26 protein-coding genes and 1 tRNA gene are annotated in these 24,294 nt (G+C 69.5%); 14 read left to right on the forward strand and 13 right to left on the reverse strand.

Annotated elements, in window-relative coordinates; all coding sequences use genetic code 11:
- The first annotated feature begins 38 nt into the window (after nt 1-38).
- The gene (locus DMP23_RS36585; RefSeq protein ID WP_037808415.1) at nt 39-782 is read left to right on the forward strand and encodes a methyltransferase domain-containing protein; all 744 of its coding nucleotides are present in this window, start codon (nt 39-41) and stop codon (nt 780-782) included.
- Here the strand turns inward: DMP23_RS36585 and DMP23_RS36590 are convergent.
- From DMP23_RS36590 to DMP23_RS36605, 4 genes are all read right to left on the reverse strand, one after another.
- Entirely contained in the window at nt 772-1,098 is a 327-nt protein-coding gene (locus tag DMP23_RS36590; RefSeq protein WP_337823766.1) for a hypothetical protein, read from the reverse strand. The genes DMP23_RS36585 and DMP23_RS36590 overlap by 11 nt on opposite strands.
- 256 nt (nt 1,099-1,354) lie before the next feature.
- Nucleotides 1,355-1,428 (reverse strand) — tRNA-Pro (locus DMP23_RS36595).
- Nucleotides 1,429-1,457: 29 nt separating this feature from the next.
- On the reverse strand, nt 1,458-2,438 hold the full coding sequence (locus DMP23_RS36600; protein WP_051728629.1) for a metallophosphoesterase: 981 nt from the start codon (nt 2,436-2,438) through the stop codon (nt 1,458-1,460).
- A gap of 228 nt (nt 2,439-2,666) precedes the next feature.
- Nucleotides 2,667-4,817: a transglycosylase domain-containing protein gene (locus DMP23_RS36605; protein ID WP_336156743.1), complete on the reverse strand. Its 2,151-nt coding sequence runs from the start codon at nt 4,815-4,817 to the stop codon at nt 2,667-2,669.
- 337 nt (nt 4,818-5,154) lie between these two features.
- On the opposite strand from DMP23_RS36605, the gene DMP23_RS36610 reads away from it, so the two are divergent.
- Nucleotides 5,155-5,448 (forward strand): WhiB family transcriptional regulator, encoded by a 294-nt coding sequence (locus DMP23_RS36610; protein WP_020664154.1) that lies wholly within the window; start codon nt 5,155-5,157, stop codon nt 5,446-5,448.
- 37 nt (nt 5,449-5,485) lie between these two features.
- On the opposite strand, the gene DMP23_RS36615 is transcribed toward DMP23_RS36610, so the two are convergent.
- Genes DMP23_RS36615 through DMP23_RS36625 form a run of 3 tightly spaced genes read right to left on the reverse strand, consistent with a single transcriptional unit; the run spans nt 5,486 to nt 7,879 of the window.
- A complete protein-coding gene (locus DMP23_RS36615) occupies nt 5,486-6,604 on the reverse strand; it encodes an ArsA family ATPase (RefSeq protein ID WP_037808406.1) in 1,119 nt (372 codons plus the stop codon).
- Nucleotides 6,604-7,608, reverse strand: coding sequence for an ArsA-related P-loop ATPase (locus DMP23_RS36620; protein ID WP_337823767.1), 1,005 nt, complete (start codon nt 7,606-7,608; stop codon nt 6,604-6,606). The genes DMP23_RS36615 and DMP23_RS36620 overlap by 1 nt, the downstream gene beginning before the upstream one ends.
- Before the next feature lie 22 nt (nt 7,609-7,630).
- Complete coding sequence (locus DMP23_RS36625) at nt 7,631-7,879, reverse strand: hypothetical protein (RefSeq protein WP_238603922.1); 249 nt, start codon at nt 7,877-7,879, stop codon at nt 7,631-7,633.
- 140 nt (nt 7,880-8,019) lie between these two features.
- On the opposite strand from DMP23_RS36625, the gene DMP23_RS36630 reads away from it, so the two are divergent.
- The 7 genes from DMP23_RS36630 to DMP23_RS36660 all read left to right on the forward strand — a co-directional run bounded on the left by DMP23_RS36630 (nt 8,020) and on the right by DMP23_RS36660 (nt 12,573).
- Entirely contained in the window at nt 8,020-8,181 is a 162-nt protein-coding gene (locus tag DMP23_RS36630; RefSeq protein WP_020664158.1) for a DUF4177 domain-containing protein, read from the forward strand.
- 10 nt (nt 8,182-8,191) lie between these two features.
- The gene (locus DMP23_RS36635) at nt 8,192-8,647 is read left to right on the forward strand and encodes a RidA family protein (protein WP_337823768.1); all 456 of its coding nucleotides are present in this window, start codon (nt 8,192-8,194) and stop codon (nt 8,645-8,647) included.
- On the forward strand, nt 8,647-9,276 hold the full coding sequence (locus tag DMP23_RS36640) for a hypothetical protein (protein WP_037808399.1): 630 nt from the start codon (nt 8,647-8,649) through the stop codon (nt 9,274-9,276). The genes DMP23_RS36635 and DMP23_RS36640 overlap by 1 nt, the downstream gene beginning before the upstream one ends.
- Before the next feature lie 38 nt (nt 9,277-9,314).
- Entirely contained in the window at nt 9,315-10,502 is a 1,188-nt protein-coding gene (locus tag DMP23_RS36645) for a hypothetical protein (protein ID WP_337823769.1), read from the forward strand.
- A gap of 218 nt (nt 10,503-10,720) precedes the next feature.
- Nucleotides 10,721-11,545, forward strand: coding sequence for an NUDIX hydrolase (locus tag DMP23_RS36650; protein ID WP_238603924.1), 825 nt, complete (start codon nt 10,721-10,723; stop codon nt 11,543-11,545).
- A complete protein-coding gene (locus tag DMP23_RS36655) occupies nt 11,546-12,322 on the forward strand; it encodes an MBL fold metallo-hydrolase (RefSeq protein ID WP_337823770.1) in 777 nt (258 codons plus the stop codon). It abuts the gene before it with no gap.
- Nucleotides 12,319-12,573, forward strand: coding sequence for a glutaredoxin domain-containing protein (locus DMP23_RS36660; protein ID WP_037808395.1), 255 nt, complete (start codon nt 12,319-12,321; stop codon nt 12,571-12,573). Before DMP23_RS36655 ends, DMP23_RS36660 begins: the two co-directional genes overlap by 4 nt.
- Before the next feature lie 890 nt (nt 12,574-13,463).
- Here DMP23_RS36660 and dnaN read toward each other — a convergent pair.
- Together dnaN and DMP23_RS36670 are read right to left on the reverse strand one after the other, a co-directional pair.
- On the reverse strand, nt 13,464-14,537 hold the full coding sequence (gene dnaN / locus DMP23_RS36665; protein ID WP_337823771.1) for a DNA polymerase III subunit beta: 1,074 nt from the start codon (nt 14,535-14,537) through the stop codon (nt 13,464-13,466).
- A 649-nt stretch (nt 14,538-15,186) separates the two neighbouring features.
- A complete protein-coding gene (locus DMP23_RS36670) occupies nt 15,187-16,446 on the reverse strand; it encodes an MFS transporter (RefSeq protein WP_337823772.1) in 1,260 nt (419 codons plus the stop codon).
- Between the two features lie 92 nt (nt 16,447-16,538).
- Between DMP23_RS36670 and DMP23_RS36675 the strand changes: the two genes are divergently transcribed.
- A complete protein-coding gene (locus DMP23_RS36675) occupies nt 16,539-17,696 on the forward strand; it encodes a glycosyltransferase (RefSeq protein ID WP_337823773.1) in 1,158 nt (385 codons plus the stop codon).
- Nucleotides 17,697-18,117: 421 nt separating this feature from the next.
- Here DMP23_RS36675 and DMP23_RS36680 read toward each other — a convergent pair whose 3' ends face one another.
- Together DMP23_RS36680 and DMP23_RS36685 are read right to left on the reverse strand one after the other, a co-directional pair.
- A complete protein-coding gene (locus tag DMP23_RS36680; protein WP_009084463.1) occupies nt 18,118-18,792 on the reverse strand; it encodes a Crp/Fnr family transcriptional regulator in 675 nt (224 codons plus the stop codon).
- A 159-nt stretch (nt 18,793-18,951) separates the two neighbouring features.
- Nucleotides 18,952-19,203 (reverse strand): hypothetical protein, encoded by a 252-nt coding sequence (locus DMP23_RS36685; protein ID WP_037369289.1) that lies wholly within the window; start codon nt 19,201-19,203, stop codon nt 18,952-18,954.
- Between the two features lie 237 nt (nt 19,204-19,440).
- Here DMP23_RS36685 and nth point away from each other — a divergent pair, with 237 nt between their 5' ends.
- From nth to DMP23_RS36705, 4 genes are read left to right on the forward strand one after another with little or no spacing between them, the layout of a single operon-like run.
- The gene (gene nth / locus DMP23_RS36690) at nt 19,441-20,124 is read left to right on the forward strand and encodes an endonuclease III (protein WP_037808387.1); all 684 of its coding nucleotides are present in this window, start codon (nt 19,441-19,443) and stop codon (nt 20,122-20,124) included.
- Nucleotides 20,121-20,723, forward strand: a complete 603-nt coding sequence (locus DMP23_RS36695; protein WP_037808386.1) for a TlpA family protein disulfide reductase — start codon at nt 20,121-20,123, stop codon at nt 20,721-20,723. The genes nth and DMP23_RS36695 overlap by 4 nt, the downstream gene beginning before the upstream one ends.
- Complete coding sequence (locus tag DMP23_RS36700) at nt 20,720-21,436, forward strand: NUDIX hydrolase (protein WP_037808385.1); 717 nt, start codon at nt 20,720-20,722, stop codon at nt 21,434-21,436. The genes DMP23_RS36695 and DMP23_RS36700 overlap by 4 nt, the downstream gene beginning before the upstream one ends.
- A 7-nt stretch (nt 21,437-21,443) precedes the next feature.
- Nucleotides 21,444-22,628, forward strand: coding sequence for a MarP family serine protease (locus DMP23_RS36705; protein ID WP_037808384.1), 1,185 nt, complete (start codon nt 21,444-21,446; stop codon nt 22,626-22,628).
- Nucleotides 22,629-22,843: 215 nt separating this feature from the next.
- Here the strand turns inward: DMP23_RS36705 and DMP23_RS36710 are convergent, their stop codons facing one another.
- Nucleotides 22,844-23,761 carry an alpha/beta fold hydrolase gene (locus DMP23_RS36710; RefSeq protein ID WP_337824481.1) on the reverse strand — a complete coding sequence of 306 codons (918 nt, stop codon included), beginning with the start codon at nt 23,759-23,761 and terminating at the stop codon, nt 22,844-22,846.
- A 20-nt stretch (nt 23,762-23,781) separates the two neighbouring features.
- Nucleotides 23,782-24,279, reverse strand: coding sequence for a phage holin family protein (locus DMP23_RS36715; RefSeq protein ID WP_134728516.1), 498 nt, complete (start codon nt 24,277-24,279; stop codon nt 23,782-23,784).
- Nucleotides 24,280-24,294 lie beyond the last annotated feature (15 nt).

Genomic DNA, 24,294 nt, shown 5'->3' on the forward strand with positions numbered 1-24,294 from the left:
CCTCGATCCTGCCACCTTCCACCCGTACTCTGTGCGGGGTGCTGGAGGGTTACGCGCCGGGCTATGCCCAAGACGCGCTGTCGACGATGAACACGCGCACAGCGAGTGACCGCGCCGCGTTCGCCCGATCACTCTTCACCCCAGGCGCACGAGTCCTGGACCTGGGTTGTGGGCAAGGTTCGCTTCTCAGTGCCCTGACCCCGGCCGTGCGGGTGGTCTGCGTCGACGTCTGTCCACCGGAACCGGCTTTGCCGTCGACAGCGGACTATGTGGCAGGAGCGGTCTACGCACTTCCCTTTGCGGCTTCATCGATCGACGTGGTGTTCTCTCATTCGCTCTTCGAGCATCTGTCCGACCCGCACGCGGCTCTGACCGAAATCCGCCGCATCCTGCGCCCTGGAGGCAGGCTGGCGTTGGCCGCGCCGGACTGGAGCCGCGCGAAAATCCGGCCCAGAACAGCAAACGTGGACGCCGCACTGCGCGGCTACTACCTCGTGCGCCGCCGCGCGGGCGGCGACCCTTTCGCGGGTCGCGCTATCGCCGCCCACGTCGCCGACGCCGGATTCACCGACATCGTCGAGCGCGCTCGTTTCCGGGAAGACCTGTCCTACCGATCCTTGGCCGCCTACATGGAATCCCGGCTGGCCGTCGCCCTGTCGGAATCCGGCGCGAACGAGCGCGACCAACTGACCTCGGCGGCTCGTTCCGCCTGGTCCTGGGCGAGAACCGCCGCCGTGGGGGACTTTCAGCAATGCTGGCAAGAGTTGACCGCTACGTGCTGAACACACCCGCTGCCGCGAGAACGACGGGTACCGCGCCGAGCGCGACGCAAAACAGCCCGGCAGGCCAGAGCGTCCGGCTGTACATCCGCCGAGACAGCCAGACCGCGAATCCTCCGGCCAGCATGGTCCAGACCGCGCCTGTCGCGAACATGGCGAACGCCGCGCCCGCGTTGACCCAGCCTTGACCGCCGCGGCTTAACGCGAGAACGAAGAGAAGCCCGCACACCGCGGCGATTCCCGATGCGATCAGTGCCAGCCCGAGAACCAGGATTACCGTTCTCGCGGTCCGGAAGTTCCGGCGGCTGTCGTCTGGCATTTCGGCACGATACCGTGGCCGATAAATTGAGCCGCGCATTTTCGCATTGCCTCAGAAAGGCAATTGCTTTCCGAGTACGCCCGGATCGTGACTTCGCGATCGGCACGGGGAGCAGGCGATCAAGGACGAACACTGCGCCGGGAGCTCCGGACCGGCCGGGCAAGGCCACTGCCGGTCCTCGGGCGAGAACCGGGGAAGGCGGCGAAACTATGAAGGCCGGGTAGTCGCGATCTCGTGACTACCCGGCCTTCATGCGTCGGGGTGGCGGGATTTGAACCCACGACCTCCTCGACCCGAACGAGGCACGCTACCAAGCTGCGCCACACCCCGAGGTACTGCTTAGCGGGTCGAGAGTAAGTCTAGCGGACGGGTTTCGCGGCTTTACGCGGGGCTGGTTTGCGGGGGTCGGAGGCCCCGGATCCGCGCGGGACCAGCGTCAACAGGCTCGCTTCGGGCGGGCAGGCGAAGCGGGCGGGCGCGTAGGGGGAGGTGCCGAGTCCGGCGGAGACGTGCAGCCACATGCGGGCTCCCCAGCGGGAGGCGCCGCGGGCGCGGCTGCGGTCGAGTTCGCAGTTGGTGATGATCGCGCCGTAGCCGGGGATGCGGAGTTGCCCGCCGTGGGTGTGGCCGGCGAGGACGAGGTCGTAGCCGTCGGTGGCGAAGGTGTCGAGGACGCGCGGCTCCGGGGAGTGCGTGACGCCGATGCGGACGGCCGCGGTGGTGTCGGCGGGTCCGGCGATGTCGGAGTACCGGTCGCGGTGGAGGTGCGGGTCGTCGACACCGGCGGCGAAGACGGCGCGGCCGCCGACGTCGACCGTGCGGCGGACGTGCGTGAGGTCGACCCAGCCGTGTTCGACGAAGGCGGCGCGGAGGTCGCGCCAGGGCAGCTGGGTGCCGTGGATGCGCTTCTTTTTGCCGCGCGGCATGAGGTAGCGCGCGGGGTTCTTGGGCTTGGGCGCGTAGTAGTCGTTGCTGCCGAAGACGAACAGCCCCGGCCGGTCCAGCAGCGGGCCGAGCGCGCGGAGCACGGAGGGGACCGCGGTGCGGTGGGAGAGGTTGTCGCCGGTGTTGACGACGAGGTCCGGTTCGAGCTCGTCGAGCGCGGCGACCCAGCGTTGCTTGGCCTGGTGACCGGGGAGCATGTGCAGGTCGGAGACGTGCAGGATGGTGAACGGCGGCGTACCGGGCGCGAGCACGGGCAACTCGGCGGTCCGCAGGGTGTAGCGGCGGCGTTCGATGCCGACGGCGTAACCGAGAGTGGCGGCCCCGAGGGCGATGGTCCCTACGGCAAACCGCTTCGCGGTGCCCCCGGGCGGACTGGCGTTACCGAGCGTGCTCACATGTTCGAGGATACGTGTTCGGCCATCCGGAGGGGTGGCCCCGGCTCAGTCGTTGAGCTTGACCTCCCGTTTCACCGGGGCGCCGCCGTCCGGCATGAGTTCGTCGACGGGAGCGGCAACCGGGCGTCGTGGGCTCGAGATGGACTGGACCAGCCGGACGACGGCGGTTAAGCCCGGACAAGCGAAACGGGGCGGGAGATCGCGTCTCCCGCCCCGTTTTCACCGGATTCAGTTGGTATACGCCGGATCCTCCGGCGGCAACGGCACGACCGGCTGGCCCTCCATGATGTTCTTCATCGCGCCGAACCACGTCTGCGCGGGAGTCTTGCCGCCGAACATGTTGCCCGTGCCGCAAGTGCTCACGTTGCCGACGCCGTTGTAGCAAAGGCCGCCGCTGCCGCCTTCCGGACGGAACACCATCGCCGCACCGGCCATCTGCGGCGTGCCCGCCACGAAGGTCGCCGAGCCGTTGTTCTGGGTCGTCCCCGTCTTGCCGACGAGCGGCCGGTTCCAGCCGACGCCCTCGGCCGCCTTGGCGGACGTGCCACCGGGCTGGTCGTCCTTGCTCATCCCGACCGCCATGGTGTTCGCGAGGCCTTCGGGCACGACCTGCTCGCAGGGAGCTTCCTTGATCGGCACCGGCTTGCCGTCGCGGTCGGTCACCGCCGCCAGCGGGGTCGGCGGGCACCATTTGCCGCCGCTCAGGATGGTCGCGGCGACGTTCGCCATTTCCAGGCCGCTGGTCGGGCTGAAGCCGAGCGTGAACGCACCCGTGCCCGGGTAGTTGCCCTTGGGGCCGTAAGCCTGCGCCTGAGTCTGGTTCTTGCCAGGGTCGTTCGACTTCGGGTCGACCTTTCCGCCGCCGGGGTTGCTCGCCATGGTCTCCCGCATGCCCAGCTTCGTCGCCATGTCGATGGCGGGCCCGGTGCTGCCGAGTTTGTCCTCCAGCGCCACGAACGCGGTGTTCGGAGAAGTCGCGAGCGCGTTCTGCAGCGAAGCCGACTCGGGATAGCCATTGCCGGCGTTGCCCACGCAATACCAGCGCGTGTTGGGCGCGCCGGTCGCCGGACAGTGCGGCTGGCTGCCGGTGAAGACGTGCGAGACGTAGCTGTTGCCGACCGGGATGTTGCTGTAGATCCCCGCGATGTGCTGGTTCAGCACGGCCGCGGTGGTGAAGATCTTGTAGCTCGACCCCGCGCCGCCGGTGTTGAACACGCCGGACGGGAGCGCGTAGGTGGTCTGTCCTTGATCCGCGTCGATCCCGTAGTCCCGGTTCGCCGCGAGCGCCACTACTTCGTGCCGGTCCTTGCCGGGACGGATCAGCGAAAGCGTGTTCGCGACGTTCTTCTGGGTTTTGCTCACTTGGGTTTCGGCCGAGACCTTCGCCTCGTGATTGGCCTTCTCGTCCAGCGTGGTCTTGATCGTGTACCCGCCGGTGTACAGCTGGTCCTCGGTCATCCCGGACTTGAGCAGGTAGTCCTGGACGTACTGGCAGAAGAACCCGTTCTCCGGACCGGCTCCGGTGCAGTTCGACGCGGGCTTCTGCGGGGTGTCCGGCACGATGCCGAGCGGTTCCGCCTTGAACTTGTCCGCGTCCGCCTTCGCCAGTTTCTGGTTGCTGACCATCCGGTCCAGCACCAGGTTGCGCCGCTTGGTCGCCTTGTCCGGGTGGTTCCACGGGTCGAGGACGATCGGGTTGTTCACGATGCCCGCGAGCAGCGCGGCCTGCGGGACGGTCAGGTTCTCCGGCGTGGTGTTGAAGTAGGCGTGCGCTGCCGCTCCGATGCCGTAGATCTGCCGGGAGAACTCGACGATGTTGAGGTAGCCAGCGAGAATCTGGTCCTTCGAGAGCTTGGTCTCGAGGTTGATCGCGATCCGGGCTTCCTTGAGCTTGCGCGAGAGCGACTGTTCCTGCGCCTTCGCCTGCCCGTTCTTGTCGCCGCGGTAGACGACGTTGATCAGATAGTTCTTGACGTACTGCTGCGTGATCGTCGAGGCGCCCTGCGTGTCCCCGCCCGCGGTGTTGGAGACGGCGGCGCGCAGCGTCCGTCCCCAGTTCACCCCGTGGTGCTCGTAGAACGCCTTGTCCTCGGCCGACAGCAGCGCCCACTTCAGCGCCGGGTTGATCTGGTCCGGGCGGACCGGGATCCGGTACTGCTTGTACAGCGTCGCGATCGGCTTGCCGCCGGAGTCGGTGATAGTCGTCACCAGCGGCGGCGGGATGTCGGCGAGGTCGGACGACGTCTTGTCGACCGTTTCGCTCGCCTGGTTGGACACGACCCCCGCGGCGCCCACCACCGGGAACATGATCCCGGCGACCAGCACCCCTGCCAGCAGGCACAGGCCGAGGAGCTTGAAAAGACCATCCGTTTTGCGCACGAAAGCCAGGGTACTGAAGGCCCGTGTCGCCTTCGTGACCTCACGCCCGCGCGCCCCCGCGAGCGATCATTAACGGGCCCCCGTGTCGTGACCTTTGGTAACGGAATGCATGCTAGGTCTCGACGGAGGGAACCGAGGGACCCTACAGTCCGTCAACGTCTCACGTAGATGCCGACAGACGGAGCAGCCCGGGTGGGAGCCTGGCTGGTCCGGACGGCGGCAGCGGCACCGGGGAGGTGCCGTCACCGACGTGCGGCGCAGTGGGAAACGCTCGCGGGGGTGGGAGCGGGAGCTTCGCCTTCGCTGGTGCCATACACCAGATGAGGGAGCTGGGGGTATGCAAACCAATCAGGTTGGCTGGCGGGTCGATGCCTCGTGCCGGGACGCTGATCCCGACGGGTTGTTCGTGCGAGGCGCCGAACAGAACAGGGCGAAAGCCGTGTGCATGGGGTGCCCGGTCCGCACCGAATGCCTCGCCGAGGCACTCGACGGCCGGATCAATTTCGGGGTCTGGGGCGGGATGACGGAACGGGAGCGGCGCGCCCTGCTGCGCCGTCGTCCGGACGTGACCAGCTGGACCGACCTGCTCGAAGCGGCCAAGCGGGACGCGCTGGCCGCCGCGGCGGGCTGAACCTGCTCGTGAGCGGCTGTGTTTCGCGCACAGCCGCTCACGACGTCAGTTTTGCTCCGATGTCGCGCAGGCCCTCGAGGTCGTGCACGTCACCGGCGAGCGCGGGCACCCGGGTCAGCGGCACTTCCGGATGCGCGCGGGTGAAGCGCGCCAGCAGCCGGTTCTCACGTTCGGCCAGCGCGACGCGGTCGGCGTGCAGCCGCAGCACGGCCTCGGCGAGCGGTGCGTTCTGCACCGACTCCGCGGCGGTCAGCGCTTCGGTCGCGGACAGCGGCGCGAGCACCGGATGCGTGCGGTTGGCGACCAGTCCGGCCAGCGGCATCGATTCGCCGGCGAGCCGCTCCACGAAGTAGGACGCCTCGCGCAGCGCGTCCGGCTCCGGCGCGGCCACCACGAGGAACGACGTGCCCGAGGACCGCAGCAGTTCGGCGGTCTTGCGCGCGCGTTCGCGGAATCCGCCGAACATGCTGTCGAAGGCCTGCATGAACGCCGACGCGTCGGCGAGCAGTTGGCCGCCGATGATCGTCGACACGGCCTTCGCGAACATCGAGAACCCCGCGCTGACCACCTTGCGCAGACCCCAGCCGCCCGCCTTCGCCGGACCGGTGAGCAGCCGGATCATCCGGCCGTCGAGCGCGGTGGACAGCCGGGTCGGCGCGTCGAGGAAGTCGAGCGCGGACCGGCTCGGCGGCGTGTCGACGATGATCAGATCCCATTCGTCGGTCGCCGCCAGCTGGCCGAGCTTCTCCATCGCCATGTACTCCTGCGTGCCGGAGAACGACGTGGAAATGGTCTGGTAGAAGGGGTTCTGCAGCAGCTGCTCGGCCCGCTCGGGCCCGGCGTGCACACGCACCATGTCGTCGAACGTGCGGCGCATGTCGAGCATCATCGCCCAGAGTTCGCCCTTGGGCTCGAAGCCCTCGACCCGCACCTGCTTCGGGTGATTGCCCAGTTCGCGCAGCCCGAGCGCCTGCGCGAGCCTGCGTGCCGGGTCGATCGTGAGCACCACGGTCTGCCTGCCGCGTTCGGCGGCCCGCAGCGCGAGCGCCGCCGCGGTGGTGGTCTTGCCGACGCCGCCGGAACCGCAGCACACGATCACGCGGCTGTCCGGGTCGTCGAGGAGGGCGTCCACGTCGAGCGTCGGGTCGGCGGGCATCAGCGCACCCCCTGTTCCTGCAGCGTTTCGGCGAGTTCGTAGAGCGCGGCGACGTCGACGCCGTCGGTGAGGTCCGGCAGCTCCAGCGTCGGCAGATCGGCCTCGGCGAGCTGTTCGCGGGCCCGTTGCTCGGCGGCGACCCGGACGGCGTGCTCCACGGTTTCCTCCACGAGCGCGTCGAGCGTCGCCTCCGGCAGGTTCAGCCCGGCCGAGGCGAGGCCGGAGCGCACCCGGTCGGCGTCCACCCGGCCGTCGGCGGCCGCGGTCACCGAACGCGCGGGCAGCCGCGGCGGACGGACCCGGTTCACCAGCACGGCGCCCGGCCGCAGATCGGCCCCGTCGAGCTCGGCCACCGCTTCGACGGTCTCGCGCACCGGCATCTCCTCCAGCAGCGTGGTGAGGTGCACGGCGGTCTCGCCGGAATGCAGCAGCCGGACGACGCCGTCGGCCTGGCCGCGGATCGGGCCGGTCTTGGCGAGGTCAGCGAGGGCCTTGGTGACGTCGAGGAACTTCACCACGCGCCCGGTCGGCGGCGCGTCGACCACGACCGCGTCGTAGGTGTGGCGCCCGTCGGATTCGGTGCGCCCGACGCATTCCTTGATCTTCCCGGTGAGCAGGACGTCGCGAAGGCCCGGCGCGAGCGTGGTGGCGAACTCGATCGCCCCCATCCGGCGCAGCGTCCGCCCGGCGAAACCGAGGTTGTAGAACATCTCGAAGTACTCGAGCAGCGCCGCTTCGACGTCGATGTGCAGCGCGCGCAGTTCGCCGCCGCCCGGGACCGACGCGATCCGCTGTTCCGCGTACGGCAGCGGTTCGGTGTCGAAAAGCTGGGCGATGCCTTGCCGTCCCTCGACCTCGATCAAGAGCACCCGGCGGCCATTGCGGGCGAGTGCGAGACCCAGCGCCGCGGCGAGCGTGGTCTTGCCGGTTCCGCCCTTGCCGGTGACGAAGTGCAGCCGGGCCCTGGCGAGCTCGTCGGTCCAGCCGGCGGAGGGTGTGGTCACATCCTCAACACTAAACCGGTGCTCAGCTGGCCAGCATCATGACGCTGACCGCAGCGGCGACCGCCGCGACGACGATCCAGGTCACCACGCCGGGCAGCACGGTCAGCGTGAGCACTGCCACCACGATCAGCCCGGTGAGGGTGACCGCGCCGGCGATCGCCACCTGGCCCGAATCGTTCACCCGGTCCCGCGTTTTGGCCATCACGGCCAGCACGAGCGGCACCCCGGCCACGGCGAGCAGCACGGTCGCGACGATCCGCCAGGTCTCCACGCGCCCACGCTAGCGAGCGACGATCGGATGTGAACTGACCCACACTCACCCGGCCTACCAGGCGCTCCCCTGGACGGGTGACGGGCTTTCGGCGGCGGCGGTCCGGAGGGGCCTTGCCCGCTTGGTTACGCTCCCGAGTCATGAGTGCGACCAAATGGGAGTACGCCACCGTCCCGCTGCTGATCCACGCTACGAAGCAGATCCTCGACCAGTGGGGCGAGGACGGCTGGGAGCTGGTGACCGTGCTGCCCAACCCGAGCGGCGAACAGCACGTCGCGTACCTGAAGCGGCCGAAGAGCTGAGGGGGCGGCGTTGACCTGGAGCGACCGGCTCGCCGAGCTCGGCATCGAACTGCCCGGAGTCGCCGCACCGCTGGCCGCGTATGTGCCGGCCGTGCGCTCCGGCTCGCACGTCTACACCTCCGGCCAGCTGCCCTTCGTCGACGGCGCGCTCGCCGCGACCGGGAAAGTCGGCGGCGAGGTCAGCCCGGAGGAAGCCAAGAGCCACGCCCGCACGGCGACGCTGAACGCGCTCGCCGCGGTGCACGCCCTCGTCGGCATCGACTCTGTCGTCCGGATTGTCAAGGTGGTCGGTTTCGTCGCCTCCGCGGAGGGCTTCACCGGCCAGCCCGCGGTCGTGAACGGGGCGTCCGAACTGCTCGGCGAGATCTTCGGCGACGCCGGGGTGCACGCTCGTTCGGCCGTCGGCGTCGCGGAGCTTCCGATCGCGTCGCCGGTGGAAGTCGAACTGATCGTGGAGGTGAAGTGATGGATCCCGACATCGAACAGTCCCTGCACGAACTGCTGCTGCGGCTCGCCGGCCGCACGCCGGACCAGCTGTTGTGGCGGTTCCGCGACTGGCTCGGCGAAGGCGCGATGGGGACGCTCGCGCGGACCCTGCCGAGGTCTTTGCTCAAGCACAGGATCGATTTGGACCAGGCGGAGTACCGCCTGCTCGTGGCCGGTCTGATCCCGCACGGCGCCGACTGGCACCAGGTGAGTTCCACCCTGGGGGTAGACGACGTCACCGAGACCAGGTACACATTCACGCAGAGTGCGCCCGAATGGGTGAACTCCGTCGACTCTGTGTCCGTCTTGCTCCACGCGACGTTGCGTGGACGCGCGGATGTGGGGGAAGTACGGCAGAGCTGGCGGCGCCTCGGCGCTTCCGGCGAGGGCGGGGCGAAGCGAGTCCTGCTGGTGACGGCGACCGCGGGACAGCCCCGGCTCACCGGTGAACTGCAGCGGGTGCTGCGGGTCATGGGGGACGAGGAACCGAGTGTCGAGGTCATCCCGCCGCGCTTCGACCTTCCCGGGTACCACCGGGCCGCGCTCGCCGAGTCCGAGCTGGTCTGCGTAGGCGCCGCGGGCGCCGGTCATCGACTTGTCGCCGCTTAACGCTCGTTGCCGCCAGGCGAGCTGGGAGGAGCAGAGCCATGGTGGAGGTTCACGACGGCCCGATGGACGGGTTCTCGGTGCCCCTGCGCCTGCATAACTTGTTGCTGGCCCTGGCGGGCCGCATCGACGACAGCGCGCTCACCGAAGCGCGGGAACTGATCGCCCGTGCCCACATCGACGAGGCGGTGGAACTCACCACCGGCACGTTGATCGCGGGCCGGATCGCGGTGAGCGAGGCCGAGCAGCGCGAGCTGGCGCTGGTGCTCGAGATGAGCCGGTCGGACGCGACGCTCGCGAACGACCTGCTGGTCACCGACCACGAGCCGATGCACACGCACCGGTTCACGGGCGACAACCAGCCGGAGTTCGGTCTCGCCGAGGCGCTCGACCGGACCTTGCAGGTGCTGCCCGACGTGCGTTCCGTGCACGCGGTGTGGCGCAACACCCCGGCGGGCAGTGTGCCGGGCGCGCTGCCGCAGCGGGTCGTGCTGGTCGAACTCGGCCCCGAGGGCAACCCGCCCGCGGTCGCGTTCCGCGTCGACACCGCGCTGCGCCGGGCGGGCATCCGCTCGGTCGTGGAGGTGAGCGGTCCGGGGATCCCGCAGTCGGATTACCACCAGGCCGCGGGTGCCGTAGCGAGCCCGGTGTGGGTCACCGGCAGCACGCATTCGGCCCCGGATTACCGGCCGGAACCGACGCCGCAGCGCAGTGCCCCGGCGCCCGCTTCGGCCCCGGTCCCCGAACCGGTCTCGGAAGCGCCGAGCCGGCACGGGCACCGTCAGCCCGAACCGGAGCCGGTAGCCGCCGCCGAGCCGGTGGTCCCGGTCGCGCCGGTGGTGCCGATCGTGCAGGCCGTGCCCGCACAACCGGTCTCGATGCCGGAGCCGGCGGCCGAGCCCGCCGCGTCTTCGGAGCGGCCGAGGACGGCCGGGTCGGAAACGCGTGCCGAGCGCACGTCGGACCTGACTCCGTCCGAGGTGGCGCAGCTGCGGCGCGCGCTGGCCGAGGACCCGGAGAAGGGCCGCGAGATCGCCGCGGGCAAGCCGAGCATGCACGAGGTGGTCGAGCTGCCCGCGCTGGATCTGGACGATCCGAGCCTGTCCGAACGCGACCGCGCGCTGCTGCGTGAGCTGCACGAGGAACTGGCTGAGCGCGAGCGTGCCGAGGCAGCCCGGTTGCGGCTCAACGGCGCGTCCCGTTCCGGCGGGGACCAGCACTGGGCCTGAGCCCCTGTTGTTCCGTGAAGGGCTCCTTGAGGGAAGCAGATTCCCTCAAGGAGCCCTTCACGGCTTTCGGCCGACCGGACGCGCGACGGCGGTTCCGGGCTGGCTCGGGTTGCGGTTCGGGAAGGCCGCCCTGAGCGACTCCGAGTCCGTGCGGGTTCCTGCCGCGAGGTGACACAAGTAATCCGCGACGCGTACGGATTGCGAGGTATGTTGCCCGGGTGGAACGGCCGCGTGAATTCGTTTTCGACATCCCCGCCCGTCCCGGCATCGCGATCCGGGACAACGCGGATGGCCCGCCGGCGACCCCGAAGGACGCCGCCACGGTGATCCTGCTGCGGGACGTTTCGGACGGCGTGGAGGTCTTCCTCCAGCACCGCGTCATGGGCATGGCGTTCGCCGGCGGGATGACGGTGTTCCCTGGCGGCGGGGTCGATCCGCGCGACGCCGACACCTCTGTGGCGTGGGCCGGGCCGCCGCCGTCGTGGTGGGCCGAGCAGTTCACCTGCGACGAAAGCCTCGCCCGCGCGCTCGTTTGCGCCGCGGTCCGGGAGACGTTCGAGGAGTCCGGCGTGCTGCTGGCCGGGACTGAGGATTCGGTCGTCGCCGACGTCACGCCGTATCACGACGCGCGGAAAGCGTTGGAATCACGGGAAATCTCGCTCGCCGGTTTCCTTGCCGACGCCGGCCTCACGTTGCGCGCGGACCTGCTGCACCCGTACGCGCACTGGGTCACGCCGCCGCAGGAACAGCGTCGATACGACACCCGCTTCTTCGTCGCGAAGCTGCCTGAGGGCCAGCGCGCGGACGGCGCGACCTCGGAAGCCGCTGCCGCCGGTTGGCAACCGCCCGCCGAGGCAGTCGCGGACGCGCGCGAAGGCCGTCGCGCGTTGATGCCGCCGACCTGGCTGACCCTCGTCGAACTCGCCGAGTTCTCGCAGGCCGATGCGGTGCTCGCCGAGCCGCGCGAGATCGTGAAGACTGTGCCGACCCTGGTCCGGGACGGCGAGAACATCCGCGTTGTCCTCGATACTTCGGAGTCCTGAGTGACCGCTCCCGCTTATGGCGTGCTGCGCCGTGTTTCGGAAACCGCGTCGGTGCTGCTGGAAAACAATCCTTCGACGATGACCCTGGAGGGCACCAACACGTGGGTGCTGCGCGGTGGCGACGCCTCGGCCGCCGTGGTCGTCGACCCTGGTTACCGCGATCTGGAGCACCTGGAGAAGCTCGCCGCCGTCGGTCCGGTCGAGCTGATCCTGCTGACCCACCATCACCCGGATCACGCCGAAGGCGCCCCCTGGTTCGCTTCGAAAACCGGCGCGCCGGTGCGTGCCTTCGACGCTTCCCTCTGCATCGACGCACCCGCGTTCGCCGACGGCGACTCCTTCTCGGCGGGTGGCCTGGACTTCACCGTCCTGCATACCCCCGGCCACACCGACGATTCGGTGTCGCTGCTGGTCGGAGGCCAGATCCTGACCGGAGACACAATCCTCGGCCGAGGCACGACGGTCCTGCACGACCTCGGCAATTACCTCCGCTCGCTGCGCAAACTGATCGCACTCCCGGCCGGCACCCCAGGCCTGCCCGGCCACGGCCCGGAGCTGCCGGATCTGCCCGCCACCGCGCGGGAGTATTTGGCGCACCGGGAACAGCGCCTGGATCAGGTGCGTTCCGCCTTGCGAACGCTCGGCGAAGACGCAACGCCGCGGCAAGTGGTCGAGGTGGTGTACGCCGACGTCGACCGCGCGCTGTGGGCACCGGCCGAGGCGAGCGTGCGCGCACAACTGGAGTATCTACGGGCGTCTTCGGAGGACGGACAATGAGCAACGTCGAGGTCGAGTTCTACTGGCGCCCAGGCTGCGGCTTCTGCTCAGCGCTGCGCCGCCCCCTGCTGGAAAGCGGTTTGCCGGTAAGGGAAATCAACATCTGGGAAGAACCGGGCGCGGCTGAGCGAGTGCGCGAGGTAGCGAACGGCAACGAGACGGTGCCCACGGTGATCGTGGGGTCGACCGCGTTGGTGAACCCGACTTTCGATGAGGTCAAGGCCGCGGTGGCCGCGGAGTCGGCTGCCTGAGGTTGTTTCAGGCGCGCTGAGTGGAGCCTGGGCTGCTTCCGCGCGCGGCTGGCGGTTGCGCAGGCCCTGGCACGCTCCGCGTGCGAGACCGTTGCCGCCGGGCGTGTGCCGTGCCGCGGGTGCGCCCTAGTGCCATGGCGTGCCGCGCAGGCTCAGCTGCTTTGGGCTCGCTCGGGCGCGCCCCAGCGCCCGGCGGTTTTCCGGGCACGCCGCACCGGGCCAGCCGCTGTGGGCTCGCTAGGGCGCGCCTAGTGCCCTGGCGGTTCCCCGGGCACGGCGCACCGGCCTAGCCGCTGCGGCTCGCTCGGGTGCGCCCTAGCGCCCTGACGGCTTCCCGGGCATGCCGCACCGGCTCAGCGGTTGTGGGCTCGCTCGGGTGCCCCAGAGCAGGCCGGGGTGGCATGGGGGGCAGACGGCGGCTGGCCCGTCGCCGCGCACTTCCGCGCAGGGCGGACCGTCAGAAGTGCCCACGGCCAACCGACGGCGACATGCCCCGGTCCCGGAGCACGCTCCGCGTGCGAGACGGCTTCTGGCCCACCACGGCCCGCCTGAACGCGACCTGGCCGACGTGGGGCATGGTGCGGCTGCGCTTTGCGCCGCTCATCCCAGCCCAGCCCAGCCCGGCTCGACTCGGCTCGGCCAGCCCAGCCCGGCTCGACTCGGCTCGGCTCAGCTCGGCCAGCCCAGCCCGGCTCGACTCGGCTCGGCCAGCCCATCCCAGCCCAGCCCAGCCCGGCTCGACTCGGCTCAGCTCGGCCAGCCCAGCCCGACCACTCGCCCCGGCATTGGCCCGCCGTTCGGCCGCCACCACGCGGCCGAACTCGTAACGACTCCGCACCCCGCCCGGTGCGAGCCAGCCGTCAGGCCGAAGCCGCGTCAGCAGCCGCCGGTTACCGAGACAGCATTGGCATCAAGTAGTACTTCAATGCCACCTCCCGTCCGTCCTCGTCGGCTGGGGTCAGGACGCACGCTCGCAGCCCTGGCTGGATGGCCAGTCGGACGCGTTCGCCGCTGAACGGGGCTAGGGCGTCCAGCAGGTACCGGGCCTGGAAGGACGGGGACGTTCGGCCGCCGCAAACGTTTGCTTTCAGGTGTTCCTCCGCCTCGCCGGTGTCTTGGCGGGCGCTGGCCAGGCGGAGGTGTGCGTCGCCGACTTCGAGGGTCAGGACTCGGCGGTCTTCGGAGTAGACGCCGACTCGGCGGATGGCTGCGGCTAGCTCGTCGGCACCTACCTCGACTTCCGTGTCTACCGCGTCGGACGGGATGGAGTCCGCGGACAGGAAGCCCGCGTCCAGGACCGCTGTGGTGACGGTGCCTCCTGGCCAGCTCAGGGCGAAGTGGCTGGGGTCGGCGTGCAGTCCCATGGCACCGGCGCTGTGGCGGGCGGCTTCGGTCAGCAGGGTGGCTGGGACCAGGACGTCGATGGGTTCCCGGACTTCCCGCAGAGGCAGGCGGGCGACGGCCATGCGGTAGCGGTCCGAGGCGGTCAGGCACAGTTCGCCACCGATTGATTGCACTCGTACGCCGGTGAAGATCGGGAGCGGGTCGTCCTTGGCGGCGGTGCCCGCGACGGTGCGCAAAGCCGTGCCGAGGGCCGCACCGTCTACTTTGGACAGCAGGGGTGGCGGTTCCGGCACGTGGAGCAGGTCGCGGTCCAGCAAAGGCAGGGCGAAGCGGGCATTGTCCGTTCGGATCGCGAGGCGGGTTCCTTCGACTGCCAACCGGACCTGGTCGACATCCAGCATGCGGACCGTTTCGGCGAACGGTGCGGCTGGTACTACGACCTCGCCGTCGAGATGGGTCGTCGCCGGGCAGGACAACTGGACGGCCAAATCACGATCGCTGCCAGACACGACAAAGCCGTCAGCGTTCGCCCGCAAACGCAGGCGGGCTTGCCTCGACAGGAGTCGGGCCGCGGCGCTCGCGACCGCCGCCAGCGGCCGCACGAAGGATGTGAGATCCATGCCACGCAAAGTAGCGGCGTCCACCGACAAAAACGGCGGACAAGGTGGTTGAGCTGCGGAAACAGAGAAGACCCGCCAGTGAGCAGGGGGGTGCCCGGCCCGGGAAACCCCGGAAACGGCTACCCGGCGGCGCTGCTGAACGGGCGGGCAAGTGGGTTCGGGTGGTTCCTCGACCGTGACGAGGCGGCACCTGCCGTGGGCAGAGGCGAGTCACGCAGCAGCGCTGCCGGGTGAGGCGGGCAAGTGGGCTCGGGTGGTTCCTCGACCGTGGCGAGGCGGCATCTGCCGTAGGTAGAGGCGAGTTACCTGGCAGCGCTGGCGAGTGGGGCGGGCAAGTGGGCTCGGGTGGTTCCTCGGCAGTGGCGAGCTGCCGTGGACAGAGGCGAGTTACCCAGCAGCGCTGCAGAGTGGGGCGGGCAAGGATGCTCGGGCGGATCCCCGGCAGTGGCGAGGCGAGCACCAGCCGCGGGTAGAGGCGAGTCACCCAGCGACGCTGCCGAGCGAGGCGAGCAAGGAGGCTCAGGCGGTTCCCCAGCAGCGACTAGGCGGCACCATCCGTGGGTAGAAGCGAGTCGCTCGGGGGCGGGTAAGGAGGCTCGAGCGGTGCCCCAACAGTGACGAAGCGGCACCAGCCGTAGGAAGAGCCGAGCTACCCAGCAACCCCGACAAGAGCACCGTCAGCAGGCACCGGCGAAGCAGCCCGCACAGTCCCGCGCAGCAGCCACACCACCACGGCCAGCGCGACACCCGCCACGCCAGCCGCCAGGAACGCAGCGGCTGTCCCGGAATGTTCGACCAGATAGCCGCTCACCGATTGGCCTGCCGCTAGCCCCAGCGTCACCGCCGTGAGGACCCAGCCGAATGCCTCTGCCGCGGTGCCGCGCGGGGCGACGACCTCGATGGCCGCGGAGTGGGTCGTCGACTGGGGCGTGATCATCGCGCCGGCCAGCAGCATCAGCAGCGCCAGGGCCCACAGGCTCGACGGAAGCGCAAGCAGCGCAACGAAAGCACCGAAGCCGCCCAGCAGGATCGGTAGGCGCAGGCCCAGGCGGCGCGGCCACGGGTGCAGGCTGTAGGCCACGCCGAACGCCACCGAACTCAACGACCACGCGGACAGCAGCAGACCGCTGAGCGAGGGGTGGCCGGATTCCGTCGCGGCGGCGGGCACGGCGACCTCCACGAAGCCGATCACCATGCCGAAACCGAGCGCGGCCAGCGCGAGCGTCCGCATTCCGGGGCTGGCCAGCGCGCCGAGCAGCGGCGTCTTCGCCTTCGGGGCCGGACCCCACGCGCGCACGGTCGGGTTCAGCGCGAACAGCACCGCGCCGGTGACCATGGTGATCGCGCCGACGACCATGCCGGTGCCCGCCCACGGCGCGGTGATCAGCAGGCCCGCGATGCCGGGGCCGAGGATGAAGAAGACCTCCATGCTGATCGCCTCATAGGACAGCGCGGCGTTGCGCGCCGGTCCCTCCGGCAGGATTTTCGTCCACAGCGCCCGCGACGCCGAGCCGACCATCGGCTCCGAAAGCCCGGTCGCGGCGGCCAGCGGGATCAGCACGAACGTCGGCAGGTGCGCCTCGATCGCGATCGCGAGCGACGCCATCGACAGCGCGAACACCGCTGCGACGACCAGCAGCGGACGGCTCGGCCCGAACCGGTCGATCAGCCTGCCCTGCACGACCGCGCCCACCGAGACCCCGGCGAGCGAGCTCGCGGAGACCAGCCCGGCGGCGGCGAACGAACCGGTTTCGCGCTGCACGTACAGCAGCGCGGAAATGCCGATCATCGCGATCGGGAGCCGGGCGAGGATCGACGCGATCACCGGGCCGCGCGAGCCAGGGGCGGTCAGCGCGGAGCGGTAGTCGGCGAGCGTGGTGCGGCCTTCGGAGTGGGCAGACTGGGACACGCGTACTAGTATGACGAAATTGGTACGGAGGTACCAGTAATTTCCCGGTCATCTTGGTCACGCCCGATCGGGTCAGTCAGTACGCTCGCGCGATGCGGCTGATGTTCTCCTCCGGAGCTGGGTACAGCCATCTCGCGCCGATGCTTCCGCTCGCCAAGGCGGCCCGCGCCGCTGGGGACGAGGTCGCGTTCGTGACCGGCCCGGAAGCCGTTCAGTACCTGGAAAACACCGGTCTGCAGGCGGTGTCGGTGGGACAGCCGAGCGACCCCGCCGCCGCGGCCTCGATGTGGCAGCGGGCTCGCGAGGAGATGGCCGGGATGACTGCGGACGAGCGGCTCTCCCATCTGGTCGCCGAGTACATGGTCGGGCTCGGCGCGGCTGCGCGGCTCGACGCCATGGTCGAGTTCGTCCGCGACTGGCGGCCGGATCTCGTCATCGCCAACCTCGCCGAACGCGCGGCCGTGATGGCTGCGTGCCTGGCCGGCGTGCCGTACGCGATGCACGCGATCGGTCCGCCGAAGTCCGCCGCGACGATGGAGCGGGCGTGGGAAGTCGCGAACGGTCTGGTCCGCGAACGCGGGCTCGACGAGCTGCCGCCGCGCGATGCCGTGCCGTACCTGGACTTCTGGCCGACGGGATTGATCCCGCCTGACGTCGGGTGGGAGTACCCGACGCGCTGGCCGCTCCAGCCCGCTGGCGTGACGCCGACGCCCGGTCCGCGTCCGGCAGTCCTCGACGGGCTGCCCTACGACCGGACCGTCTACGTCACCCTCGGCACCACCCACAACGCTCGGCCAGGCGTGCTGGAGGGAATGGTGGCCGCGCTGCGCGACGAGCCGATGAACGTCGTGGCGACGATCGGCCGGGACAGCGACGTCGGCCGGTTCGGACAGCAGCCGGACCACGTGCGGATCGAGCAGTTCGTGCCGCAGACGCAGCTGCTGCCCGCCGTCGACGCGGTGGTCTGCCACGGCGGCTCGGCGACCGTTCTCGGCGCGCTCGCGCACGGCGTGCCGCTGGTGGTCCTGCCGTTGGCGACTGATCATTTCGAAGTCGCCGCGCAGATCCAGGCCGCGGAAGCCGGAATCGCGGTCGACTCCGGCGACGGAATCCTCGACGCGGTCCAGACGGTGCTCGCCGGTCCGGCCTACCGGGCGTCCGCGGACTCGCTGGCCGCTCAGATCGCTGAGCAGCCCGCCCCGGCGGCGGTGGCGGCCCGGTTGCGTGACCTAAAGGTCTCGATCCGATAACACCAGCTGGATTCTTCGTGAACTCGTGCAACGAAGACGCGGTCTTGGCGTCCTTGAGGGTGAATGGCCTTGAATTCGTGAGTTTTGGCCGTGATGGTTGAACGACAGCCCATTACGGGCTGGACAGCACTGCAGCACCCAGCTCCCTCCGGCATATGGGTCGGGGCCTGGTCCGGAGGGCGGGGAGCGCGGGTCGTCGGGGGATGATCCGTGCGCAGGCGAGGAGCCGGTGCGCCACGTCGGGGGTGGCGCCCGGCTCCTTGTCATTTTCCCGGCCGGACCGGCCGAAGCCGGCGGCGACACGTGGCCGGAGCGGAATGCCGCTCTTGTGGGGGATAGTCCGGTACGCACGCACGAAGGCCACCCCCAGTAGGAGGTGGCCTTCGAAAAACCCGTGCGGATTAACCCACTCGGGGGAAGATCAGCGGGCGCGGCGAGCGAGCCGCTCCGGGTCGAGGATCAGCACGCTCTTGCCCTCGAGCCGCAGCCAGCCGCGGTGCGCGAAGTCGGCGAGCGCCTTGTTGACGGTCTCGCGGGACGCGCCGACGTACTGGGCGATCTCTTCCTGCGTCAGGTCGTGCGTGACCCGCAGCAGGCCCGCCTCCTGGCTGCCGAAGCGCTGCGCCAGCTGCAGCAGCGCACGGGCCACGCGGCCGGGGACGTCGGTGAAGATCAGCTCCGCGACCATGTTGTTCGTGCGGCGCAGGCGGCGCGCGACGACGCGCAGCAGCTGCTCGGCGATCTCCGGGCGGGTGGCGATCCACTGCCGCAGCGCCGGGCGGTCCATGGTGACCGCGCGGACCTCGGTGACCGTCGTGGCGCCGGACGTGCGCGGGCCGGGGTCGAAGATGGACAGTTCGCCGAACATGTCGGACGGACCGGCGATCCACAGCAGGTTCTCGCGGCCGTCCGGGGACTTGCGGCCGATCTTCACCTTGCCGGACTGGATGATGTACAGCCGGTCGCCCGGCTCGCCCTCGTTGAAGATGACATGGCCGCGGGGGAACTCCACGGATTCCAAGGTCTGGGCCAGCGCCTCCGCCGCTGCCGGCTCCACACCCTGGAAAATGCCCGCACGGGCCAGGGTTTCGTCCACCTCGGGTGCCTCCTCGTCGAGAAACGATCACTTCCTTCGCAGGCCGAAGGCAGTGTCGCCGATCACTTTCGCGTCAGTCTAGGGCGTGTCGGGCAGATCGCTCGTCAGCTCGCCGCGCCCGGCGCGGCTGCCTGGAACGATCACGTCCGACTGAGCAGCCTAACTCCGCACCTTGCGCGCGCGTAGCCTGGCTGCCCGTCCGCCGAGCCTGCGGAGCCGGAACAGCTCGAGCGCGCGGCCGATCCCGTGCCCGTACAGGGCCCTGACCTCGTTGGGCTGGGCCTGCTCCAGGAACTCCTCGACCTCGTTCTCCTGAACCGCGACGTGCTTGAGCCTGCTCTCGACCCGTTCCATGAACAACGCGAAGAACATGATCACCAGCGGGACCAAGATCACGAACCACACGGTCATGCCACAGCTCCGCTGTTTTCGGTGACGCACTCGGTCATGGATCTCCAGATCCTCGCTCAGGGCGGACGCGCGGCCCGCAGAGGTGGTGCTCTGGCGGTTCGGCCGTCCACCGGCGGATGCTCCCGACCGGCTCGTCCGACTCGCCCGTAGGCTATCGGGGTGCCCCCTGTTGTCCCGAACGGGCCCCGCGCGGACCGCGAAGAAAGCCGGCTCGCTCTCGTGAGACGCGCCCGGCGGATGAAACGTTGCCTCGACGAGGTTTATCCGGACGCGAAGGCCGAGCTGGACTTCACGAATCCGCTGGAACTGCTGGTCGCGGTGGTGTTGTCGGCGCAGACCACGGACGTGCGGGTGAACCTCGTCACGCCCGCGTTGTTCAAGAAGTACCGCACCGCGGCCGATTACGCCGGAGCGGAGCGCGCCGAACTCGAGGAATACCTGCGCACGACCGGGTTTTTCCGGGCGAAGGCGAATTCGCTGATGGGTCTCGGCGCGGCGCTCGTGGAGCGCTACGGCGGCGAGGTGCCGAAGAAACTGGACGACCTCGTCACGCTGCCCGGCGTCGGCCGCAAGACCGCGAATGTCGTGCTCGGCAACGCTTTCGACGTGCCGGGAATCACAGTGGACACTCACTTCGGCCGCCTCGTGCGGCGCTGGGGCTGGACCGCGGAAGAGGATCCGGTCAAGGTCGAGCACGCGGTCGGCGAGCTGATCCCGCGCAAAGAGTGGACCATGCTGTCCCACCGCGTGATTTTCCACGGCCGCCGCGTGTGCCACGCCCGGAAACCGGCCTGCGGCGCGTGTCCGCTGCGCAAGGACTGCCCGTCGTTCGGCACCGGGCCCACCGAGTTCGAGGTGGCCGCGAAACTGGTCAAGGGCCCGGAGAAGGACCACATTCTCGAGCTGGCGGCGCGCGGGTGACTGCAGTCACCAAATGGGCGCTCGGGGTCGCGGTGCTGGCGGTGGCCGCGTTGGTCGCCGTCCTGACGTTGCGCGGCGGCGATTCGACAGCCGCACCGCCCGCGTCCGGCGACCTCACCGCGGCGCGCGCGGCGGCGAAGCTCCAGGCTTGCCCGCCTGCCGCGGCGAAGGCGGTCGGCCAGCTGTCCGGGATCGAGGCGGACTGCCTCGGCGACGGGTCCAGGGTGGACGTCGGCAAGGTCCTCGGCGGCGGTCCGGTGCTGGTCAACGTGTGGGCGTCGTGGTGCCAGCCGTGCCGCACGGAACTGCCGGTGCTGCAGCGGTACGCCGCCGAGCCGGGAGCGGTGCGCGTGGTCGGCGTGCAGGTCGCCAGCCCGGCTTCGGACGGGCTCGGCCTGTTCCAGCGACTCGGCGTGCACCTGCCGTCGCTCTACGACGGCGACGGCCAGACCGGTCCCATCCGCACCGCGCTCAAGGTGCCCTCGTCGCTGCCCGCGTCGTACCTGGTCACCGCGGACGGCCAGGTCCGGTTCATCGCGAACCCGCGGGTGTTCGACAACACTGACCAGGTGCGCGCTGCTGTGAAGGACTACTCATGACCACCGGACCGCTCGTCGAACCCGAAGCCGTGCCGGAATGGCTGCGGCCGCTGGTGAAGGTGTCCGGCGAGGTCGACAGCCGCACGTTCACCCGGTTCAGCCCGCCGGAAGACCTGCTCACCCGCGCCGCCGCGGTGCTCATCCTGTTCGGCGAACGACCCGGCGGAGACGGTCCGGACGTCCTGTTGCAGCGGCGGGCGGACACGCTCGGCTCGCACGCCGGGCAGGTTTCCTTCCCCGGCGGCGGCGCGGAGGACGGCGACGACGGCCCGGTCGGCACGGCGCTGCGCGAGGCCGAGGAGGAGACCGGCGTCGACCCGTCGGGAATCCTGCCGGTCGCGGTGCTGCCGGAGCTCTTCGTGCCGGTGTCGAGGTTCGCGGTGACGCCGGTGCTGGCGCATTGGCACACCCCGTCGCCGGTGCGCGCGGTCGATCCGGCCGAGACGGCGGCGGTCGCGCGGGTGTCGCTGGCCGACCTCGCCGACCCGGCCAACCGGTTCACCGTGCGCCGCGGCGACGCGTCGTGGCGAGGTCCGGCGTTCACCGTCGACGGCCTGTTCGTCTGGGGTTTCACCGCCGGTCTGCTGTCCGTGCTGCTCTCGCTCGGCGGCTGGGAACGGGAGTGGGACACCGGCGATGTGCGCGAGCTTGACGTAGCGTGGGCCGAACATCAGGGCCGGTCGGCGGCCCGGGACGGTTCTATCGAGGAGTGACGGCGCGGTGAACTGGGTCGATGTCGTCGTCCTGCTGCTCGCGGTCATGGCCGCGGTTTCCGGTGCGTTCCAGGGCGTGATCGTCGCGCTGCCCGCGCTCGTGGGCGTCGCGCTCGGCGCGGTGGCCGGGGTGAAGCTGGCGCCGTTCGTGATCAGCCTTTTCGACAGTCCGGTCGCCAAGGTGGCTTTCGCGTTCGCGGTGGTCGTGTTCCTGATCGTGCTCGGCGAGACGCTCGGCGTGTGGGTCGGGCGGAAGCTGCGGCAGAAGATCAATCCCGACAAGCTTTCCGGCATCGACAAGACGCTCGGTGCGATCTTGCAGGCGGCTGCGGTGTTCGTGGTTGCTTGGCTGGTCGCGAATCCGTTGACTACGGTGTCGGCGATTCCTGGGTTGGCTAAGTCGATCAACTCGTCGGTCGTGCTGGGTGAGGTCAATGACCTGATGCCTGCTGAGGCGCAGGGGCTTCCCAGTGATCTGCGGAAGTTGCTTGACGCGTCTGGGTTTCCGTCTGCGTTGTCGCCGTTTGAGAAGGCGCCTTCGGCGGATACGCCGCCGCCGGATACTTCGCTCAATGTGTCCGCTGTGGCTAAGCGGGTGCATCCCAGTGTGGTGAAGATTCGGGGGAACGCGCCTTCTTGTTCTCGGGCGCTTGAGGGCAGTGGGTTTGTGGTTGCGCCGCAGCGGGTTATGACCAATGCGCATGTGGTGGCGGGGACTGACGAGGTCGGGATTGAGTCGACCTCGGGGGATTACCGGGCTCGGGTTGTTTACTTCAATCCGGAGGTTGATATTGCGGTGTTGGCGGTGCCGGGGTTGAAGGCACCGGTGTTGCCGTTTGCGCCGCAGACTGCTCGGGCTGGGGATAATGCGGTGGTGTTGGGGTATCCGTTGGATGGGCCCTATACGGCTACTCCGGCTCGGGTTCGGGGGCGGATTAATTTGCGGGGGCCGGATATTTATGACTCTCGTACTGTGCAGCGGGATGTGTTTACGGTTCGGGGGACGGTGCGGAGCGGGAATTCCGGGGGGCCGATGATTACTCCTGATGGGGATGTCATCGGGGTGGTTTTCGGGGCTGCGGTGGAGGATCCGGATACCGGGTTTACGTTGACCGCGGATCAGGTGCGCAGTGAGGTTGATGCTGCTTCGTCGCAGACTGCTCGGGTGGGGACTGGGGCTTGCGCTAGTTGAGTCTGCCTCGGCTCGTCGCCTGGCGGCGACATTGCGCTCTGGCGTGCGTGGGGCACCCCGAAGCTTGATTGTGCTGACGGTCGGTGGGTGCTTGTCAAGGCGGGAAAGATGCCTTGACAAGCACCCACCGACCGCAGATGAGCTTCGTATCGGGGTGCGGGGGAGGGGCTGGGTGCCTCGCTCGTTGGGTGGGTCTGTTGCGGGTTGTGTTGTCGTTAGCGGATGAAGTCCACAACGGACTTTGTTACTCGGTCTGGGTCTTCTAGCTGGGGGAAGTGGCCGATGCCTGGCCAGAGTTTTGGTTCGCTGTGCGGGCCTGCCCAGTGGACTGACGCCAGTGCGGTTTCCGGGAGGATGCAGGTGTCGTCCGCGCCGTGCAACTGCAGTACGGGGGCGGTGATGCGGGCGTTGACTGCGTCGGTGAAGCGTCGGCCTTCGCCTCGGAACTGGGCGCGGAAGGCCCAGCGGTAGTACTCCAGTGCGGAGTGGGCGACGCCTGGGACCAGCATGGCTTGGCGGAACGGCGGCACGGTCTTGGTGAAGTCCGAGGAGGAGCGCCAGGTCTCTCCGGACCATTTGCCGAACAGTTCTTCTACTGCCGCCGCGTTGTCGCGGACCAGCCATTTTTCCGGGGCCATCGGTACCTGGAAGCGGAAAAGGTGGCCTGCGGCGCGGATCTGGCTGCTGGTGCGCTTCACCGCCGACTTGAACGCTAGCGGGTGTGCGGCGCCGATGGCGGTCACCGAGGACACCAGGCGGGGGTGCAGTGCTGCGACTGTCCAGGCGAGCATGCCGCCCCAGGCGTGGCCTACCAGGTGTGCCCGGCGGGCGCCCAGGGTCTTGATCAGGCCGCCTACGTCGCCTGCCAGGGTCCACGCGTCATAGCCGCGCGGGGGTTTGTCCGAGTCGCCGTAGCCGCGCAGATCTACCGCTACCGCGCGGAAACCGGCGTCGGCCAGCGCGGGCAGCTGGTGTCGCCAGGTCCACCAGAAACCCGCGAACCCGTGCAGGAGCAGCACTAACGGGCCCTCGCCGCATTCGGCTACGTGCAGGCGGATGCCGTTGGCCGAGACGTCGCGATGCGTCCACGGCCCGTCGACCCGCACGCTCGACGGGTCCGGCGTCAGCTCCACCACCGGCGCGCGGGCTGGCGTCAGCCCTGCGTCGAGGGCAGGTCGTCGTCTTCGACCGGCTTGCGCTTGAACGCCTCCGCCGTCTCCTTGACGCTGCTGATCGTGCGTTCCGGCGCGCGCAGCTTCTTCACCTTGCGCCAGCCGAGGAACGCGGTCGCGCCCACGGTGATCAGCATCAGGCCGAACACCGTCGCGAACGCGGGCCAGCGGATGCCCCACCAGTCCGACAGACCCTCGGCGATCAGCAGGAACAGGAAGAAGGTGCTGTACAGAAAGACGGTGAGGGCGATCAGGAAGAAGACCGTCCCCTTGAGCGCCTTCTTCGCTTCCTGCGCCAGCTCGGCTTTCGCCAGCTCGATTTCGGCGCGGACCAGCGTCGACAGGTGCTGGGTGGCGTCGCCGACGAGCTTGCCGATGGACTGCTCGCTCGCCGCGGCTTCCTCGTCGCTGGACAGGGGCAGGTACGGCACGGCCCCCACGCCGTCGGGGCTGGTGCGCTCGTGTTTGGGGCTGCTCACTGGGTCATCGTGCCA

Source organism: Amycolatopsis sp. A1MSW2902, from assembly GCF_017312175.1.
GTDB classification, from domain to species: Bacteria; Actinomycetota; Actinomycetes; order Mycobacteriales; family Pseudonocardiaceae; genus Amycolatopsis; species Amycolatopsis nivea.

Coding starts and splice junctions, on each gene's coding strand:
- DMP23_RS36660 (WP_037808395.1), top strand. CDS start 12,319: ATGAGCAACGTCGAGGTCGAGTTCTACTGGCGCCCAGGCTGCGGCTTC.
- DMP23_RS36610 (WP_020664154.1), top strand. CDS start 5,155: ATGCAAACCAATCAGGTTGGCTGGCGGGTCGATGCCTCGTGCCGGGAC.
- dnaN (WP_337823771.1), bottom strand. CDS start 14,537: ATGGATCTCACATCCTTCGTGCGGCCGCTGGCGGCGGTCGCGAGCGCC.
- DMP23_RS36590 (WP_337823766.1), bottom strand. CDS start 1,098: ATGCCAGACGACAGCCGCCGGAACTTCCGGACCGCGAGAACGGTAATC.
- DMP23_RS36645 (WP_337823769.1), top strand. CDS start 9,315: ATGGTGGAGGTTCACGACGGCCCGATGGACGGGTTCTCGGTGCCCCTG.
- DMP23_RS36615 (WP_037808406.1), bottom strand. CDS start 6,604: ATGCCCGCCGACCCGACGCTCGACGTGGACGCCCTCCTCGACGACCCG.
- DMP23_RS36685 (WP_037369289.1), bottom strand. CDS start 19,203: ATGACCGTGTGGTTCGTGATCTTGGTCCCGCTGGTGATCATGTTCTTC.
- DMP23_RS36640 (WP_037808399.1), top strand. CDS start 8,647: ATGGATCCCGACATCGAACAGTCCCTGCACGAACTGCTGCTGCGGCTC.
- DMP23_RS36675 (WP_337823773.1), top strand. CDS start 16,539: ATGCGGCTGATGTTCTCCTCCGGAGCTGGGTACAGCCATCTCGCGCCG.
- DMP23_RS36630 (WP_020664158.1), top strand. CDS start 8,020: ATGAGTGCGACCAAATGGGAGTACGCCACCGTCCCGCTGCTGATCCAC.
- nth (WP_037808387.1), top strand. CDS start 19,441: ATGAAACGTTGCCTCGACGAGGTTTATCCGGACGCGAAGGCCGAGCTG.
- DMP23_RS36700 (WP_037808385.1), top strand. CDS start 20,720: ATGACCACCGGACCGCTCGTCGAACCCGAAGCCGTGCCGGAATGGCTG.